Origin of the sequence: Pseudactinotalea sp. Z1748 (assembly GCF_049725185.1) — a bacterium.
Classification (GTDB): domain Bacteria; phylum Actinomycetota; class Actinomycetes; order Actinomycetales; family Beutenbergiaceae; genus CALKWS01.
On record NZ_JBMPQB010000012.1, the window covers coordinates 1 to 15,975 of the forward strand.

General features: G+C 67.5%; 17 protein-coding genes. 4 read left to right on the top strand and 13 right to left on the bottom strand.

Annotation, left to right across the window (positions count from 1 at the left end):
- Positions 1 to 172 precede the first annotated feature (172 nt).
- The 3 genes from ACO0LU_RS18070 to ACO0LU_RS18080 all read left to right on the top strand — a co-directional run bounded on the left by ACO0LU_RS18070 (position 173) and on the right by ACO0LU_RS18080 (position 1,860).
- Positions 173 to 355, top strand: coding sequence for a hypothetical protein (locus ACO0LU_RS18070; protein WP_424790166.1), 183 nt, complete (start codon positions 173 to 175; stop codon positions 353 to 355).
- 6 nt (positions 356 to 361) lie between these two features.
- Entirely contained in the window at positions 362 to 1,435 is a 1,074-nt protein-coding gene (locus ACO0LU_RS18075; RefSeq protein WP_424792822.1) for an IS110 family transposase, read from the top strand.
- A 116-nt stretch (positions 1,436 to 1,551) separates the two neighbouring features.
- Positions 1,552 to 1,860, top strand: coding sequence for a hypothetical protein (locus tag ACO0LU_RS18080; RefSeq protein WP_424792744.1), 309 nt, complete (start codon positions 1,552 to 1,554; stop codon positions 1,858 to 1,860).
- Positions 1,861 to 1,900: 40 nt separating this feature from the next.
- Here the strand turns inward: ACO0LU_RS18080 and ACO0LU_RS18085 are convergent, their stop codons facing one another.
- From ACO0LU_RS18085 to ACO0LU_RS18125, 9 genes are read right to left on the bottom strand one after another with little or no spacing between them, the layout of a single operon-like run.
- Complete coding sequence (locus ACO0LU_RS18085; RefSeq protein WP_424792745.1) at positions 1,901 to 2,956, bottom strand: NAD(P)-dependent alcohol dehydrogenase; 1,056 nt, start codon at positions 2,954 to 2,956, stop codon at positions 1,901 to 1,903.
- A 9-nt stretch (positions 2,957 to 2,965) separates the two neighbouring features.
- Positions 2,966 to 4,006 (bottom strand): Gfo/Idh/MocA family protein, encoded by a 1,041-nt coding sequence (locus tag ACO0LU_RS18090; RefSeq protein ID WP_424792746.1) that lies wholly within the window; start codon positions 4,004 to 4,006, stop codon positions 2,966 to 2,968.
- A complete protein-coding gene (locus ACO0LU_RS18095) occupies positions 4,003 to 4,902 on the bottom strand; it encodes an NAD(P)-dependent oxidoreductase (RefSeq protein ID WP_424792747.1) in 900 nt (299 codons plus the stop codon). The genes ACO0LU_RS18090 and ACO0LU_RS18095 overlap by 4 nt, the downstream gene beginning before the upstream one ends.
- On the bottom strand, positions 4,899 to 5,690 hold the full coding sequence (locus ACO0LU_RS18100; protein WP_424792748.1) for an SDR family NAD(P)-dependent oxidoreductase: 792 nt from the start codon (positions 5,688 to 5,690) through the stop codon (positions 4,899 to 4,901). The genes ACO0LU_RS18095 and ACO0LU_RS18100 overlap by 4 nt, the downstream gene beginning before the upstream one ends.
- Positions 5,690 to 6,568 carry a carbohydrate ABC transporter permease gene (locus tag ACO0LU_RS18105; RefSeq protein WP_424792749.1) on the bottom strand — a complete coding sequence of 293 codons (879 nt, stop codon included), beginning with the start codon at positions 6,566 to 6,568 and terminating at the stop codon, positions 5,690 to 5,692. Before ACO0LU_RS18105 ends, ACO0LU_RS18100 begins: the two co-directional genes overlap by 1 nt.
- Complete coding sequence (locus ACO0LU_RS18110; protein ID WP_424792750.1) at positions 6,565 to 7,542, bottom strand: carbohydrate ABC transporter permease; 978 nt, start codon at positions 7,540 to 7,542, stop codon at positions 6,565 to 6,567. The genes ACO0LU_RS18105 and ACO0LU_RS18110 overlap by 4 nt, the downstream gene beginning before the upstream one ends.
- 55 nt (positions 7,543 to 7,597) lie before the next feature.
- On the bottom strand, positions 7,598 to 8,938 hold the full coding sequence (locus tag ACO0LU_RS18115) for an ABC transporter substrate-binding protein (RefSeq protein WP_424792751.1): 1,341 nt from the start codon (positions 8,936 to 8,938) through the stop codon (positions 7,598 to 7,600).
- Positions 8,939 to 8,946: 8 nt separating this feature from the next.
- Positions 8,947 to 9,762 (bottom strand): sugar phosphate isomerase/epimerase family protein, encoded by an 816-nt coding sequence (locus tag ACO0LU_RS18120; RefSeq protein ID WP_424792752.1) that lies wholly within the window; start codon positions 9,760 to 9,762, stop codon positions 8,947 to 8,949.
- Positions 9,759 to 10,871 carry a Gfo/Idh/MocA family protein gene (locus ACO0LU_RS18125; RefSeq protein WP_424792753.1) on the bottom strand — a complete coding sequence of 371 codons (1,113 nt, stop codon included), beginning with the start codon at positions 10,869 to 10,871 and terminating at the stop codon, positions 9,759 to 9,761. The genes ACO0LU_RS18120 and ACO0LU_RS18125 overlap by 4 nt, the downstream gene beginning before the upstream one ends.
- 83 nt (positions 10,872 to 10,954) lie before the next feature.
- On the opposite strand from ACO0LU_RS18125, the gene ACO0LU_RS18130 reads away from it, so the two are divergent.
- Positions 10,955 to 12,166: a XylR family transcriptional regulator gene (locus ACO0LU_RS18130; protein WP_424792754.1), complete on the top strand. Its 1,212-nt coding sequence runs from the start codon at positions 10,955 to 10,957 to the stop codon at positions 12,164 to 12,166.
- 75 nt (positions 12,167 to 12,241) lie between these two features.
- Here ACO0LU_RS18130 and ACO0LU_RS18135 read toward each other — a convergent pair whose 3' ends face one another.
- From ACO0LU_RS18135 to ACO0LU_RS18150, 4 genes are all read right to left on the bottom strand, one after another.
- A complete protein-coding gene (locus tag ACO0LU_RS18135; protein WP_424792755.1) occupies positions 12,242 to 13,654 on the bottom strand; it encodes an NAD(P)(+) transhydrogenase (Re/Si-specific) subunit beta in 1,413 nt (470 codons plus the stop codon).
- Between the two features lie 3 nt (positions 13,655 to 13,657).
- Positions 13,658 to 13,957 carry an NAD(P) transhydrogenase subunit alpha gene (locus ACO0LU_RS18140; protein WP_424792756.1) on the bottom strand — a complete coding sequence of 100 codons (300 nt, stop codon included), beginning with the start codon at positions 13,955 to 13,957 and terminating at the stop codon, positions 13,658 to 13,660.
- Positions 13,957 to 15,078: an NAD(P)(+) transhydrogenase (Re/Si-specific) subunit alpha gene (locus ACO0LU_RS18145; protein WP_424792757.1), complete on the bottom strand. Its 1,122-nt coding sequence runs from the start codon at positions 15,076 to 15,078 to the stop codon at positions 13,957 to 13,959. Before ACO0LU_RS18145 ends, ACO0LU_RS18140 begins: the two co-directional genes overlap by 1 nt.
- Before the next feature lie 70 nt (positions 15,079 to 15,148).
- Positions 15,149 to 15,871 carry a FadR/GntR family transcriptional regulator gene (locus ACO0LU_RS18150; protein WP_424792758.1) on the bottom strand — a complete coding sequence of 241 codons (723 nt, stop codon included), beginning with the start codon at positions 15,869 to 15,871 and terminating at the stop codon, positions 15,149 to 15,151.
- Positions 15,872 to 15,975: the final 104 nt, after the last annotated feature.

Sequence of the window (15,975 nt, forward strand, 5' to 3'; positions counted from 1 at the left end):
ACTGACGTTGATGATGGAAGGGCTTCGGCGAGGTCTGACCCAGGCACTGACTGACGCCCCCTCTGGGGTGGTCCTTGACATGATCCGTCGGCCTGCGCCGGGGCATGTAAAGCGCATGCCGGCCAGGTGGACATGACCTAATAGGAGCTCGACCAAAAGTCCCATCAACGTCTTGTCTGCCCACCTGGCCGGTGTGCCTGTCCCGCTAGAGGAAGGCACCACCATCATGACCAGTGAACTGATCGATGTCATCGCCGGCGTGGACACCCACGCCGAGACCCATCACGTGGCGGTGATCGCCACGACCGGTGCACGACTGGGCGATGCACAGTTCCCGACCACGAGCCAGGGGTAGCGCGACCTGCTCTCCTTCATCACCAGCCTGGGCCGCATCACCACCATCGGGGTGGAAGGGACCAACTCCTACGGCGCCGAACTGGCCCGGTTCCTGCGCCAGGGCGGAGTAGTCGTGGTGGAGGCGATCCGCCCGACCCGTCAGGTCCGTCGTCTGCGTGGCAAGAGCGACCCGATCGACGCCTACGCCGCCGCCCACACGGTGCTCGCCGGGCATGACCTGCCCACCCCGAAGAACGCCGATGGCGATGCCGAGGCCATCCGCGTGCTGACCATCGCGCGCCGCTCGGCCCTCAAGGCCCGCACCGCGGCGGCCGTGCAGATCAAGAGCCTGCTCGTCACCGCCCCCGAGGCCCTACGTGCTCGCTTCCGGGGCCTGAACGACGCCGACCTACACGCCCAGCTCGCCGCCGTGCGCCCCGGGCCGGCCACCGAGGGCATCCAACCGGCAACCCTGACGGCAATGCGCCACCTCGCCCGCCGCCACCGCGCCCTGACCACCGAGATCACCGAACTGGAGACCGACCTCGACACCCTGGTCACCCGCGTTGCCCCCGCTCTGCGCGCCGCCCACGGCATCGGGCCGGTGACCGCCGCCCCGCTGCTCATCGCCGCCGGCGACAACCCCGACCGACTCACCAGCGAGGCCTCCTTCGCCGCCCTGTGCGGCGCCGCCCCGATTCCTGCGTCCTCGGGTAAGACCACCCGCTACCGCCTCAACCCCGGCGGTGACCGCCAGGCCAACGCCGCCCTGCACCAGATCATCCTGGTCCGCATGACGTGCGACCCCCGCACCCGGTCCTACATCGCCAAACGCACCGCTCAGGGAAAGAGCGACAAGGAGGTAATGCGCTACCTCAAGCGCGCCGTCGCCCGCGAGGTCTACCACCACATCGTCCACCCCCAACCCGTGCCGCAGGTCGATGACCTACGCCCGCTGCGCCACGCCAAGGGAATGACCCTGCAGACCATCGCGGACCACTTCAACGTCTGGCCCGCTCACATCTCCACCATCGAACGCGGCAAACGCCGCGACGACGACCTCGCCAACCGCTACCGCGAATGGCTCCTCACCGCTTGACAGCCCATAGGAGCATCATCGGCCGTGGATGTCGGCGGCTCGGGTCCGCGGACTGGACCTTCGATGGGTTCCTCTACCCATTCCGCAACCGTCCAGGTGGCAGCACAGTGGTGTCCATGAAGACACCACGGATCATCGCCGCCCTGCTCGTCGCACTCGGCGCCGGAACTCTCGCCGGCGCCTGCACCACCACCCAGTACAACTGCCAGAACAGTGCCTGCACCATCACCCTGAGCGGTTCGGGTGCCAGCACCGAACCGGCCGGGTACACCGTGGAACTGCAGGGCTCGGACGGTCAGAGCGCCGACTTCTCCATCAACGGGCAGGCGGCGACGTGCACCGAGGGCGAGACCGTGGAGGTCGGTGGCTACAGCGCCACCTGCACCGAAGTGGGCGACAACCATCTGGTCGTCGACATCGCCTGATCGACCCCGGGGTGAGCGCGTAGGGACCGGAAGCGGCCGGTCAGGACGGGTCCGGGGCGACGTCGACGAGGACCTTCATCACCTCGGCCTCACCGTTACGGTGGATCGCCTCCCCCAGCGACTCCAGGGGGAACCGGGCCGAGACCAACCGGTCCAGATCGAGATCGGCTGCCAGAGCGATAGCGGCCGGCCACGTGTCGGTGTAGCGGAACAGCCCCTCGATCTTCAGCTCCCGGCTCTGCACCAGGAACACGTTCAGCGCCACCTCCTCGGCCGCCATCCCCACCAGGACCGCACGCCCACCGCCGCGCAGGGCACGCAACCCCGCCGCGAGCACGCCCGGCGCACCAGAGGCGTCGATGAAGGCGTCGAAGGCTCCATCGGGAGCCGTCTGGGTGAGCGGGTCGAAGACCTCGGTGGCGCCCATGTCCTGCGCGATCTCGCGGCGAGGCTGCACCGGGTCGGCCACCACGACGTCCGTGGCCCCGAAGCCCCGGGCCGCGGCTGCACACAGCACCCCGATCGGTCCCGCGCCTGCCACGAGAACGCGCGATCCCGGGACCACAGCGGCCTTCCGCGCTGCGGCAATCCCCACCGACAGCGGCTCCAGCAACGCCACCGCGTCGTCGGAGTATTGCTCCGGCACCGGATGTGCGAGGTCCGCCGGCACGGTGACGTACTCGGCGAAACACCCGTGCACCGGTGGTGCGGAGAGGAACTGCATCTGCGGGCACAGGTTGTACTGGCCGGTTCGGCAGTGCCAGCAGTACCGGCACGGCCGCTGCGGCTCGATCGCCACCCGGCGCCCGATCAGTGAGTCGGGCCCGCCCACCTGCTCACCGGCGGCAACGATCGTGCCCGCGGCCTCGTGGCCGAGCACCAGCGGCTCGAGCACCTCCAGATCACCGACCCGGCCGTGCTCGTAGAAGTGCACGTCGGAGCCGCACAAACCCACCGTATGGACGCGGATGAGGACCTCGTGCGGACCCGGGCCCGGAACCGGCCACTCCTCCAGATGCAGTTCCCGCACCCGGTGCAACACCGCGGCACGCATGGTTCGCGGGACCGTCGTCGTCCTTCCCGTTGCTGTGTTCACGCAGGCACCCTACTGCGCGCCATCAACAGTCACGAGGCGAACGAGGTCTCCGCCTGCGCGGGCGGAGGCATGGGCCGCTTCCAGGACGGCGACGGTGTGAGCCGCTTCCCTCGGATCCACCGGCACCGGACCGTGCCCACGTATTGCCGCGGCCAGTTGGTGGTAGAACTCATCACAGGACTGCAACGGCGCCAAGTCACCGTAATGCTGAGTTGTCCCGTCCGCCCGCTCCAGGCGCAGCGAGGTGAAGTCGTCACAAATAATCGCGCCCTGCTCTCCGAAGACGGCCCACTTGGGCAGATCGAGCACGTTCTCCCGGAAGATCTCGATCCGGGACAGCACCCCACCCCCGAAGCCGAGCCGCAGATCCAGATAGTGCTCGACCTCGTCGTCGGCGTAGGTGTGCATCACTGCCGAGACCGTCTCCGGTGGCCCACCGTGGAGGACGACTTGGTGATCGATCAGATGCGGCGCGATCAAATAGGAGACCCCGCCACCACCTCCTCGATGGGCCCAGGTGGCCAGGTCCGACCCCGCGTGCGGCCGGTCCGTACCCGCGACGACGTACTTGCCGCCATGCATCCGACGTTCCTCGACGCGCCACACGGGCCCGACTTCGCCCTCGCCGACCAGCCGCCTGATCAACCGGAACGAAGGTTCCCATCGGCGGTTCTGGAAAACGGTCAGAATTCGGCCATGGGCCTGGGCCGCATCGAGCATCGCACCGGCCTGTGCTGTCGTGACAGCCATCGGCTTCTCCACGACGACATGCTTTCCAGCGGCCAGGGCGGCCACCGCGACCGACTCACGCAGATGGTGCGGCGTCGCAACCACGACCACCTCGACCCGGTCGTCCGCGATCAGCCCGTGCCAGTCCTGGTGGGCGACGGCATCGAAGCGGGCCGCCGCCGCTTCCCGGCGCTCGGCACGGGCGCTGGTCACCGCCACCAGGTCGAAGTCGGCCGATCCGGCCAAAGTGCCCTCGGCGTGGTAGTGCCAACCGCTGTTGCCCAAGCCGATCAGGCCGACGCCGATGCGCTCACCACTCATTCGTCGTGGTTCGTCGCGCTCGTCTCGGCGGCGGATGGCCGGTACCACTCGACCAACGCCGTCTGGGTCCACCGGGAGTCGCCGGCGGCCAACACATCCTCGAACACCCGCCGCAACGCCGCGGTGAACGGCATCCGCGCTCCGATGCTCTCCGCGGCGGTGAGGGCATATCCCATGTCCTTGGAGTGCAGGGCCATTGTGCCGCTGGTGCCGTAGCGGCGCTGCACCATGGCCGGCAGTGTGCGCTCCAGCATCCGCGAGTTCGCGCCGGTCCGGCGAAGCGCCTCCGGCAGGACCTCCAGGTCCACCCCGGCGCGTTCGGCGAAGCCGATCACCTCACCGATGACCCCCATGCCGACGCCGCTGAGCACGTTCTGCACGAGTTTGACGTATTGCCCATGACCGTTCGGGCCGACGTGCTCGGTGTGCACCGTGACTGCATCGACCCACGGCCGCACGGCCGCAACCGCCTCGCCCGGCCCGCCGGCGAACCCGACCAGACCCTCGGGACCGTAACTGACCGGGATGTCGAGCACATGCACACCGCGGGCAGTTCCTTCGGCGGCGAGGGCCTGGGAGCGTGCCGGGTGATTGGTACTCATGTCGACCAGGTACGACCCGCGGCGCAACACCTCGATCGCACCCTCGTCGAAGAGCACCTGATCCACGATCTGGGAGTTCGGCAGCGACAGCACGAACACGTCGGCCACGGCAGCAACATCGCGTGCCGACTCGTGCACCGTTGCCCCGGCGCTGCGGGCCCGCTCCCGGGCGCTCGGATCCAGGTCGTAGCAGTGCACGGCCAGGCCCGCCTTGATCGCTGCGGCCACCAGATCTGCTCCGACATTCCCGAGGCCGATAAGGCCATAGGTGTCGGTTCTGTCCTCGATCGTCATCGGCTTGCTGCTCCTCCTCCGTCGACGGCGACGGTTGTCCCCGTCATGAAACTCGCGTCATCGCTGGCAAGGAAGGCGATCGCTGCCGCGATCTCCTCGGGTTCGGCCAGCCGACCCAACAGATTTCCGCCCGCTGCACGGCGCATTTGCTCACGCGCGGCTTGCGGGTCGGCATGGTCGTTGATGTGCATTTCGGTGATCGTGCCCCCGGGAGCCACACCCAGCACGCGCACACCCTGCGGTGCCAGGGCCGCGGCCATGGATCGGGTGACCGAAACCAGCGCCGCCTTCGTGGCGTCGTAGATCCATCGTCCCGCGCGGGAGCGGTAGGCCGCCTCGGAGGAGACGGTCACCACCACACCTCGGGCCGCCACGAGAGCCGGGACCAGTTGGTGGACCAGGTCGGCCATCCCGCGTACGTTCACGGCGAAGAGGTGGTCCCAGCCGGCGAGCCCCTTGCTCAGGAACGGGTTTTCCTGGACACCGTCAACATGTACCGCCCCGGCGCAACCGATCAGACCGCCCAGTTGTGGGTACTGGTGCGCGAGCTGGGTGACCGCTTCGGCGATCGACGCCGGGTCGGCGAGGTCGCAGCCGATGACGACGGCACTCCCCCCTGCACTGCGGACCGACTCCTCGGTGGTGGCGGCACCGGGCAGGTCCCGGTCGAGCAGGATCACCTCGGCACCCTCGGCCGCGAGGCGGTTCGCGGTGGCCCGTCCGATCCCGGAGGCCGCGCCGGTCACCGCGATGGCACGACCGGCGAATCGCTGCGGATGTGCGTTCATCATTTGATTCCGGTGGTCGAGATGCCGTCGAGGAGAAGTTTCTGGAATGCCAGGAAGAACCCCAGCACCGGAAGCAGCGACAGCAGGGACATCGCGAAGAGCCCTCCGTAGTTCGAGGTGCCGGACGCATCCACGAACAATGCCAGACCGATGGGCACCGTGTAGTTGCCCTGGCTGGTGAGGTAGATCAGCGGGCCGAGGAAGTCGTTCCACGCCCAGATGAAGGAGAACGCTCCCGTCGTGGCCAACGCCGGCACCGACAGCGGCAGCATGATCTTCAGGAAGATCCGGGGGTGCCCGCATCCGTCGATCCGCGCCGCTTCCATCAGTTCCTTGGGGATGAGCCGGAAGAACTGGACGAGCAGGAAGACGAAGAACGCCTCGGTCGCCAAGAACTTCGGCACGATCAACGGCAGGAACGTGTCCACCCAGCCCAGGGAGTTGAAGAGCAGATACTGCGGGATCAACAACACGTGGAAGGGCAGCATGATTGTGCTGATCATCAGCGCGAACCAGATCTTGCGCCCCCGGAACGGAAGCCGCGCGAACGCATAGGCCGCCAACGAACAGGACAGGATGTTCCCGGTCACCGTCAGCCCGGCAATGATGAGGGAGTTGAGGAAGAACGTTCCGAAACTGGTCTGTGCGACGGCGTTCCAGCCCTGGGCGAAGTTCTCCAGGGTGGGACTGGCGACCCACAGACTGTCCTCGACCAGCACCTGCTCCGAGGGTCGGAAGGCCGAGGACGCCATCCACAACAGCGGGTAGACCATCACGAACGCGGCAGCCACCAGACCGACATGGATCAGTGTGCGCTGCGTATAGAACGGGACCGTGCCCAATCGTCGTCGCGCCATCACCGAGGTCGCCGCACTCATGACTCACCATCCCCGTAGAAGACCCAATACCTCCCGCTGGCGAAGACCGCTGCGGTCGCCAGAGCGATCACGACGAGCAGCACCCAAGCCATCGCCGAGGCGTAACCGAAGCGGGACTCGGTGAAGGCCCGCTGGTACAGCAGCAGCGTGTAGAACAAGGTGGAGCCGGCCGGGCCGCCACTGCCCCCGCTGATGACATACACCTGGGTGAAGGCCTGGAACCCGCCGATGACGGCCAGGACCCCGTTGAACAGGACGATCGGGGAGATCGAGGGCAACGTAATGTGCCGGAAACTTCGGAACCGGCTCGCGCCGTCCAACGCCGCGGCCTCATAGAGGTCCGCCGGCACCTGCCGCAGTCCGGCGAGGAAAATGATCATCGGGGCGCCGAAGGTCCACACGTTCAGCACCATGATCGTGATGAGCGCGGTGTCGGGGTGGCCGATCCAACTACGTCCGTCGATACCGACCACCGACAGCACGGCGTTGATGAGGCCCGCCTCACCCCAGACGAATCGCCACAGCACCGCGATCGCCACGGAACCTCCCAGCAGGGAAGGGACGTAGAAGATGGTGCGGTACAGCCCCAGTGCCCCGATCCCCTTGTTCAGCAGCGTGGCCACGGTCAGGGCGAACGCCAGCATCACCGGTACCGAGATGCCCACGTACAGGAAGGTCACCTTGACCGAGCCCCAGTACGCGGGGTCCACGGTGAACATCAGCCGGTAGTTGTCCAGACCCACCCAGCGCATCGTCTGGAAGGACCCGGAGTAGTTGGTGAAGGACAACGCCAGAGAGGCGAGCATCGGCAGGACCGTGATCCCGAAGAATCCGACCAACCAGGGGGTGAGGAAGGCATAGCCGGCTGCGGTCGTCCGAGCCGACTCACTCCATGCGCGCCTTGGTCGGTGCGCTCGCGAGTTCGATGCGGCTGACGGCGGCGGTGCCGAGTTGCGCGGTTCGATGTCGATCATGTCAGACGCCTTTCCGGGGTGGGCGCTTGGTGCGCGCCCACCCCGATGTTGCCGCTCAGAGTCCGGACAGCGCGGTCTCGACCTGGGCCATGAAGGCGGCCGCGGCGTCCTCTGACGTCGACTGACCGAACACCACCTCTTCCCACGCCGTGGACAGTTGGGTGATCAGCGGTTGGGTACCGTCCGGCCACACGTCGATCACCGCACCGGACTCGCGCAGGTCGTCATAAAGCGTGATCCGGTCCTTGATCGACTCATCAACATCCGGGCTCGCCAGCATCTCCTCCAGGATCGCGCTCACCGGCGGCAGGCCGGTCTGCGTCTCGAGGATGAACGCGCCTTCGGAGGAGTTGATGAAGAAGTCGATCAGCGCGGCCGAGTCCACCACGTTGGTGCAGTTGTCCGAGATCGCCCACGAGTTCGCACCGACAACCTGGGCGGGCCCTCCGGTCGGTGCGGGGGCCAGCGAAACCTGCCCGAGATCGAGTTGATCCAGCGTCCGTTGGAAGTCGGGCATGTTGTTGTCACCGGTGAAACTGACCAGGTTCCGGCCCGTCGCCATCATGCTCTGCGCGGTGGGCACGCCCTGGTACTCAGCGGTGACCTCCCCGGAGGGCGCAGCGCCCTCCTCGACGGCGCGCATCCACAGGTCGAACCAGTCCACCAGCGTCTGTTCGCTGAACCCTGCCTCACCGTCGTCGAAGAGGCTCTCCCCCCGTCCGATGGCGAAGACCTGGAACTGGGTGACCGAGCCTCCGCTGGCGCTGATGGCGAACCGATCATCGGAGATGCTCGGCTGCGTATCGATGGCCCAGTCCACGTAGTCCTCCCAGGTCCCACCCGGATCCGGTGGCGTGGCCCCTTCCTCCTCGATCAGGGGAACATTCAGAAGCGCACCCTCGTACCAGATGCCCTTCGGTATCGAGTAGAGGTTCCCGTCCGGCGCCCGCTGGCTCTCCAGGATCTCCTCCGGGATCCCGGAGACGTCGATGGTGCCGTCCTCGATCAGATCATCCAGTGGGAGGAGGGAGCCGCGGTCCTCGTACCGCGCCTGGTACCGGGACTGCATGGCGGGGATACACGGCAGGTTGTTCGCCGCTGACTGCACCGAAAGTCGGTCCCAGTGGCCATCGAAGGTGGTCGGTTGGGTCTCGATCGTCACGTCGGGGTTCTCTTCCGAGAACAGGTCGACCACTTCCTGAACCGCGGCGTTACGTTCATCGGATCCGTACCAGCTGATCGTTACCGGGCCCTCGTTGGGCAGGTCGCCGCCGGTGGCACCACTGTCCGAGCCACATGCTGCGATGAGCGCGACGCAGGCGAGTCCCGCCGCCACCGGTACGACTCGTCTACGGCCATGGATCGGTGCCATGGCCTCGTTGCCATTGTGCTTCATGATCATCCTTATCTCTCGAGATCAGAATCTGATAGGGGCAGATAGCGCGCAGCGATCTCAGCACCTGCGCGAAGGTCGGCGAGCATGGTGTCCTCCTCGATCAGGGGGAGCTCGATGACCACGTATCCGTCGAATCCGGTTGCCAGGATTCGTGACAGAACTGCATCAAAGTCGACAGCGCCGGCACCGAAGCGGACGAAGGTGGCCGCTCCGGGTGCTGCGCAGTCCTTGAGGTCCACCTGGACGATCCGTCCGGCGAACTCCTCCACGATGGCGACCAGATCATGGCCTGAGGCAAGGAAGTGCCCGGTGTCCAGGCACATCCCCACCGCCGGTGTCTGCACCGCATCGAACAGGTCCCGGTAGTCCTGCGGGTGCTCGATGACGTTGTTGAAGTGGTTCTCCACGGAGATGGTCAGGTTCCGCTGTTCCGCTATCGGACCGATCAACGCCAGGAGGTCGATCAACCGCTCCAGTCCGCCGCGTTGCCCGCGTCGCGATCCGGTCGCCTTGATCACGCGCACGCCCAGACGCTCGGCGGCTTCCAGCAGCCACATCCATCGAGCCGCCTCCCGGGCCAGGTCCGGTGCATCCGGACCGGGGGCGAACGGAGAGATCTGCAAACTGGCCGGCGTGAGGTCATGCGCATGGCATCGCGACACGACGCTGTCCAGACCGGCGGGTGTGAGGTTGCGGGCGTACCAGGCATTGAACTCGATCTGCCGGACACCGACCTGCTTGGCGTGGGTGAAAGTCCGGTGAAAGTCCTCATCACCGAAACCGTCGAAGCAGATCGTGGCGATGCTGACGGTCGCGGTGCTCATCGTGCACCTGCCGAGAAGTCAGGAATGTGCACACGCTCGCCATCGGCCATCGCCGACTGATGGGCGCAGATGCCCACCGAGGTCCAGTTCGCCGCTGTGACGGCGTCGATGGCGGAGGGGCGTTCCTCCACGATGCTGCGCACGAACTCGTGCGCCAGGTGCGGATGCGATCCGCCGTGCCCCCCACCCTGGATGAAGGAGAGGTGCTCGTTGTCGTCGTCGTAGACGCCCTGCGTGGTGAACCCGGCGATCTGCGCCGGTAGCCGGCCGGAGAAGTCGGGGATCTGGATCGGTTCGGGGTCCTCCCCGACGTGCAGGATGTGACCACCGCCCTCGATCTGCTCCCATTCGAAGGATGCGCGGTCCCCGAAGACCGTGAAACTCTCGACGTACTGGTGGGCCGTCTCGAACAGGGACCGTGCCACCTCGGCGCCGACCACCGAGTCCTTCAGGGTCAACAGCGCACTCTCGACGGCGAACGGGGACCCGTACTTGGCGGCCAGTTCCGGTGAGATACGGCCGGAGCCGAGGCAGACGACGCTCTCCGCAAGAGTGCCGGCCAAGGCGAGCACCGGTCCGACAGCGTGGGTGGCGTAGTGCATCGGCGGCAGACCCTCCCAGTAGCCCGGCCAGCCGGCCATTTCCTGGTAGTGCGCGCCGCGGAGGAACTGGATCCTGCCGATGGTGCCGTTGTGGACGAGTTCCTGCACGTGCAGGAACTCCCGGGAGTACACCACCGTTTCCATCATCATGTAGTTGCGCTCGGCTTCTCCCGCCGCGGTCACGATGGCTTGGCACTCCTCCAGGGTCGTTGCCATCGGTACGGTGCACGCCACGTGCTTGCCCGCCCGGAGCGCGGCGATGGTTTGCCCGGCGTGGTCGGGAATCGGGGTGTTGATGTGAACCGCGTCGATGTCTGGGTCCTGGATCATCTCGTCATAGTCGGTGTAGCGGCCCGGGACCCCGTACCGGTCAGCCGTCTCCTTCAGGGCACTCTCGCTACGTTGACACACCGCGACCAACTCGGCATCGGGGTGCGCCTGGTAGATGGGTATGAACTCGGCGCCGAAGCCGAGACCAGCAATGGCTACCCGTACCTTTTCTGTCATCGTTGACCTCCTTGCTCTCAGATTAGGAAGCCGACTGGCGCGAACTCCATGCGTGATCCAGCATTGAACATTAGATTTCTTACATGGACGCCATGACGGCATCCCGGCACGTGGCACTGCTCGTCGAGACCTCGAACGCCTACGCTCGCGGTCTCCTCGCCGGGATCCGCAAGTACGTGACCGACCGGCCCGGGTGGTCCATCTACCTTGCCGAGCACTCGCGTCACGAGACCGATTTCTCCTGGTTGGAGGGGTGGCAGGGTGACGGGGTCCTTGCCCGCATCGAGAACACGGAGACAGCGGACTTCATCGGGCGGCTCGGGCTGCCGACGGTCGATCTGAGTGCTGCCCAATTGGTGCCCGAACTGCCCGGTGTGGAAACCGATGACCGTGCCATTGCCCGCTCCGCGGTCCAGCACTTCGCTGATCGTGGCCTGACCAACTTCGCCTTCTGCGGGGATGCCCGGTTCCGATGGTCGACCAAACGCGGACACTGGTTCGGCGCACACGTACTCGCCCGCGGGAGCCAGGCTCACTCCTTCGAGATCCAGCCTTCCGGCATGCGCGCCACAGATCGGGACCGGCTCGCCACCTGGCTGCTCCGCCTTCCCAAACCCGTGGGCATTCTGGCCTGTTACGACATTGCCGGCCAGGAGGTACTCGAAGCCTGCAAGATCGCGGGCCTGCCGGTACCGGACAGCGTGGCCGTGCTGGGGGTGGACAACGACGAACTCATGGTCAACCTCACCGCACCGCCGCTGTCCAGTATCGAACCCGACACCACCCGGACCGGTTACCTGGCGGCCTCGCTCCTCGATCAACTCATGGACGGGCACCGACTCGAGCCAGGACTACGACTGATCGCCCCCGTGCGCACCGTAGCCCGGCAATCCTCGGACATCCTCGCCGTCGACGACCCGCTCGTGGCCAAGGCACTGCGCTTCATCAGGGACCGCGGGCACGCGACCATCTCGGTGGAGCAGGTGCTGCGCCATGTCGGTCTGTCCCGTCGCGCCTTGGACCACCGGGTCCACAACACCGTGGGACGGACGGTCCACGCAGAGATCCTGCGGGTCCGCATGGGCCATGTGGCCGAGTTGCTGACCTCGACCGACTGGACGTTGCCGCAGATAGCCGAGCGCCTGGATTTCAAGCACGCCGAGTACATGGGAGTGGCGTTCAAGAAGGCGACGGGGAAGTCGCCCGGTCAATACCGACGCGACAGCAACGGCGCGGTCGCACGGCAGGACTTCGGGGTCCCGGCACCGGAGGCCGCGCCAACTGAGCAGACCTGATCCGAACTATCGGTCGGGGCGGTTCTGGCGTCGTCACCACCGGGGCCTCGACGTCGTCTTCTCGGCCCATCGCAGTCACACCGTCGTCAGCGCCCCCACGATCGCGGCCAGGGACTCTTTGGCGTCGCCGAACAGGACCTGGGTGCGCTCGGCGAACAGCAGTTCGTTCTGGATACCGGCGAACCCCGGGCGCATCGAGCGTTTCAGGAAGATCACCTGCCTGGCCCGGTCGGCGTCGATGATCGGCATCCCGTAGATCGGGGCACCGGGATCGGTGCGGGCTGCGGGATTGACCACGTCGTTGGCGCCCACCACGACCACGACATCGGTGTTGGGCATCGAGGGGTTCACGTCGCCGGCCTCGACCAGCAGGTCATAGGACACATTCGCCTCCGCGAGCAGCACGTTCATATGCCCGGGCATCCGTCCCGCCACCGGGTGGATGCCGTAGACGACGTCCACCCCACGCTCGCGCAACCCGGTCACCAACTCGGCGACGGTGTGCTGGGCCTGGGCGACAGCCAGCCCGTACCCGGGCACCACCACCACCCGGCGCGCATAGGCCAGGGTGATGGCCACGTCCTCCGCATCAGCCCTACGAACCGGACGATCGGAGGTCTCGGTGGATCCCGCCGTCGAACCCCGCAGAGCCCCGAAGAGGATGCCTATGACCGACCGGCCCATGGCCCTGGCCATGGCGTGGGTGAGAATCGAACCGGCGGCGCCGACCAAGGTTCCGGAGATCAGCAGCAGGGTGTTACCCATCGCCCAGCCGGAGGCCGCCACGGCCAGACCGGTCAGGGCGTTCAGCAGGGAGATCACGATCGGCACGTCCGCTCCGCCCACCGGCAGCACCAGCAGCACCCCGACGACCACGGAGATCAACGCGGTCGCGATCCCGGCGCCGACGCCGGCCGTCACCCCGACCATCACCGCACCGGTCAGGCCCGCCAGCACCGCCACCACCATCAGCACCGGGGCGCCGGGCAGCACCACCGGCCGTGAGGTCATCAGGCCTTGGAGTTTGGCGAAGGTGACCATCGAGCCGGACAACGACACCGATCCGGCCACGATCCCGAAGGCGGTGGCCGGGCCGGCCACGCCGCCGCTGCCCGCCAGGTCCCCGAGGGCTGTACCGGCGGCGGAGAGTTCGGTCAGTTCGATAATGCCCACCAGGGCCGCGGCGCCACCACCGACACCGTTGAACATCGCCACCAACTGGGGCATCTGGGTCATCTGCACGCGCGCAGCCGCGGGGATCGCGATCGCCGATCCGATCAGCATCGCGGCAAGCACCACATGCAAATTCATCGCCTCGAACTCGGTGGACAGCATCACCACGACCACGGCGATCACGGCGCCGGCCACGCCCATCAGGTTCCCGTTCCGGGCGGTGCGCGGGGCAGCCATCGACTTCAGCGCCAGGATGAACAGCACGGCGGCGATCAGGTACCCCAGTGCCGTGACCGTGGGAGGCAGCAGATCCACGGCTCAGCCCTGCGCCCGGTCCGGCCGGCGTCCGGCGGAGAACATCCGCAGCATCCGCGCGGTGACCCAGAATCCGCCCACCAGGTTCACCGTGGCCAGGACCACTGCGAGGGCCCCGACGGCGGTGACCGCCCAGTGCTGGGAGTGGGCCGTCACGATGATCGCGCCCACCAGGATGATGCCGTGGATGGCATTCGCCCCGGACATCAACGGGGTGTGCAGGATGGTCGAGACCTTGGAGACCACCTCGAACCCCACGAATGCCGCCAGCACCAGCAGCGTGAGCGTCAGTACCGCGTCCATCACCGGCTCCTGCCCTCGTGGGTGTAACACATCCCGTGGATCAACTCATCGTTGAGGTTCAGGGTGAGGGTGCCGTCCTCGGCGACCATCGCACGGAGCACCTGGGCCACGTTCCGGGCGAACAGCCCAGAGGCGTCCACCGGGAGGTCCGCGGCCGCTGCGGCCAGCCCGAGCAACGTCACCTCACCGCCCCCACGGTCCGAGGGGATGCGCGCCTCCACCCCGGGCAGGGACCCCTCCACGTTCCCACCGGCCGAGGCGGCCAGATCAACGACGACCGAACCCGGGCGCATCGCGGACACCGTGGCGGCTGCGACCAGTCGGGGGGCGGGGCGGCCGGGCACCGACGCGGTGGTGATCAGGACGTCGGCGTCCATGATGTGGTTGGCCAGGACGTCCTGTTGGGCGTGCGCGGCGCCGGCATCCAGGTCGCGGGCGTACCCGCCAGCCCCGGCCTGCGGGGCGATGCCGACGTCGATGAACTCCGCACCGACCGAGCGCACTTCCTCGGCGGAGTCGGGCCGGATGTCGTTGGCCGCGACCTTGGCGCCCAGGCGCCGCGCGGTGGCAATCGCCTGGAGCCCGGCCACCCCCACGCCCAGCACGATCACCTTCGCCGGCGGCACGGTCCCGGCGGCGGTCATGGCCAGCGGGAAGAACCGGGGCAGGCGAATCGCGGCCTCCAGCACCGCCCGGTAGCCGGCGACGAAGGCCTGGGAGGACAGCACGTCCATCACCTGCGCCCGGGACGTACGGGGCAGTCGTTCGAAGGACAACGCGGTGATGGATCCGGCGTTCAGGGCCTCGACGATCACCGGATCCACCCCTCCGGTCAGGCCCAGGGTGATCATCCCCGGCGGCAGGGCCGCGATCCGCTCGGGATCCAGGGGCCGCACGTGCACCAGGACCTGCGCAGTCGCCAGGGCGCGGGCCAGATCACCTCCGGTGGCGACGGTGGCGCCGGCGGCAGCGAAGTCGTCATCGCTGTGCAGGGCGAGCGTCCCGGCCCCGGACTGGATCGTCACCGACAGGCCGTGGCGAACCAACTGGGCGACCACCTCGGGAACAAGGGCCACCCTGGTTTCCGGATCCGGCTCGCGCAGAGCCACCACGGTGCTCACAGTGCCCAGGTTAGGGTCGCGGATCGGGACGCGCTGGGGCTTTGGTCCCTGGGTGTGGACCGATACCCGTTCAGGCGGGCTCGGCGGTGCCCGCACGTGCCGCGGACACCACGGTCCCGGCCTCGGTGACGAGTTGGCGCATCGCGGTGGCGGCGGTGGGCCCGTCCCGATCCCGGATCCCGGTGGCGACAAGTTGGTGCAGCAGCACGGCGATATCCCGGGGGTGGTCGGGCACCAGGTGCCGGGCGTGGCGGGCTTTGAGCGCCTCACCGATCGGAGCATCCAGCGCCGCGAACATCTCGTTGCCACAGTGCTGCAACAGGAGGGAATGGAACGTCAGGTCCGCCGCCAGGAACGCGTCCAGGTCGCCCGCAGCGGCCAGGGCCGCCATCGTCTCGGCCAGTGCCACGAGTTCAGCGCCCACATGCTCCGGCGCGTTCATCGCGGCCAGTTCGGCCGCCTGAGGTTCCACCGCGGTGCGCAACTGGGTCAGCGACACCAACTGTGCCGGTGCGTCCTGCCCGGCGAGGCGCCAGTGCACCACGTCCGGGGCGAACACGTTCCAGTGCGACCTCGGCGTCACCCGGACCCCGACCCGCGGGCGGGATCGGGTCAGGTGCAGTGATTCCAGATACCGGAGCACGTCCCGGATCACGGTGCGGGAGACCCCGAAATCGGCCTGGAGATCCTCGATCCGCAGCGTGGTTCCCGGAGGATGAACACCGGAGACGATGGCCTGGCCGAGTTGATCCAGCACCTGCCGGGACAACGTGTTCGGACGGTCGGCCGGCACGGCTCACCCCTTCGTGGCTCCGGCCGTGCGGCCGGAGACGATGCACTGGGCTACGTCGGACGTCGATGACGTGGCGGTCCTGGCGCTGGTACTCATTCGGTGAC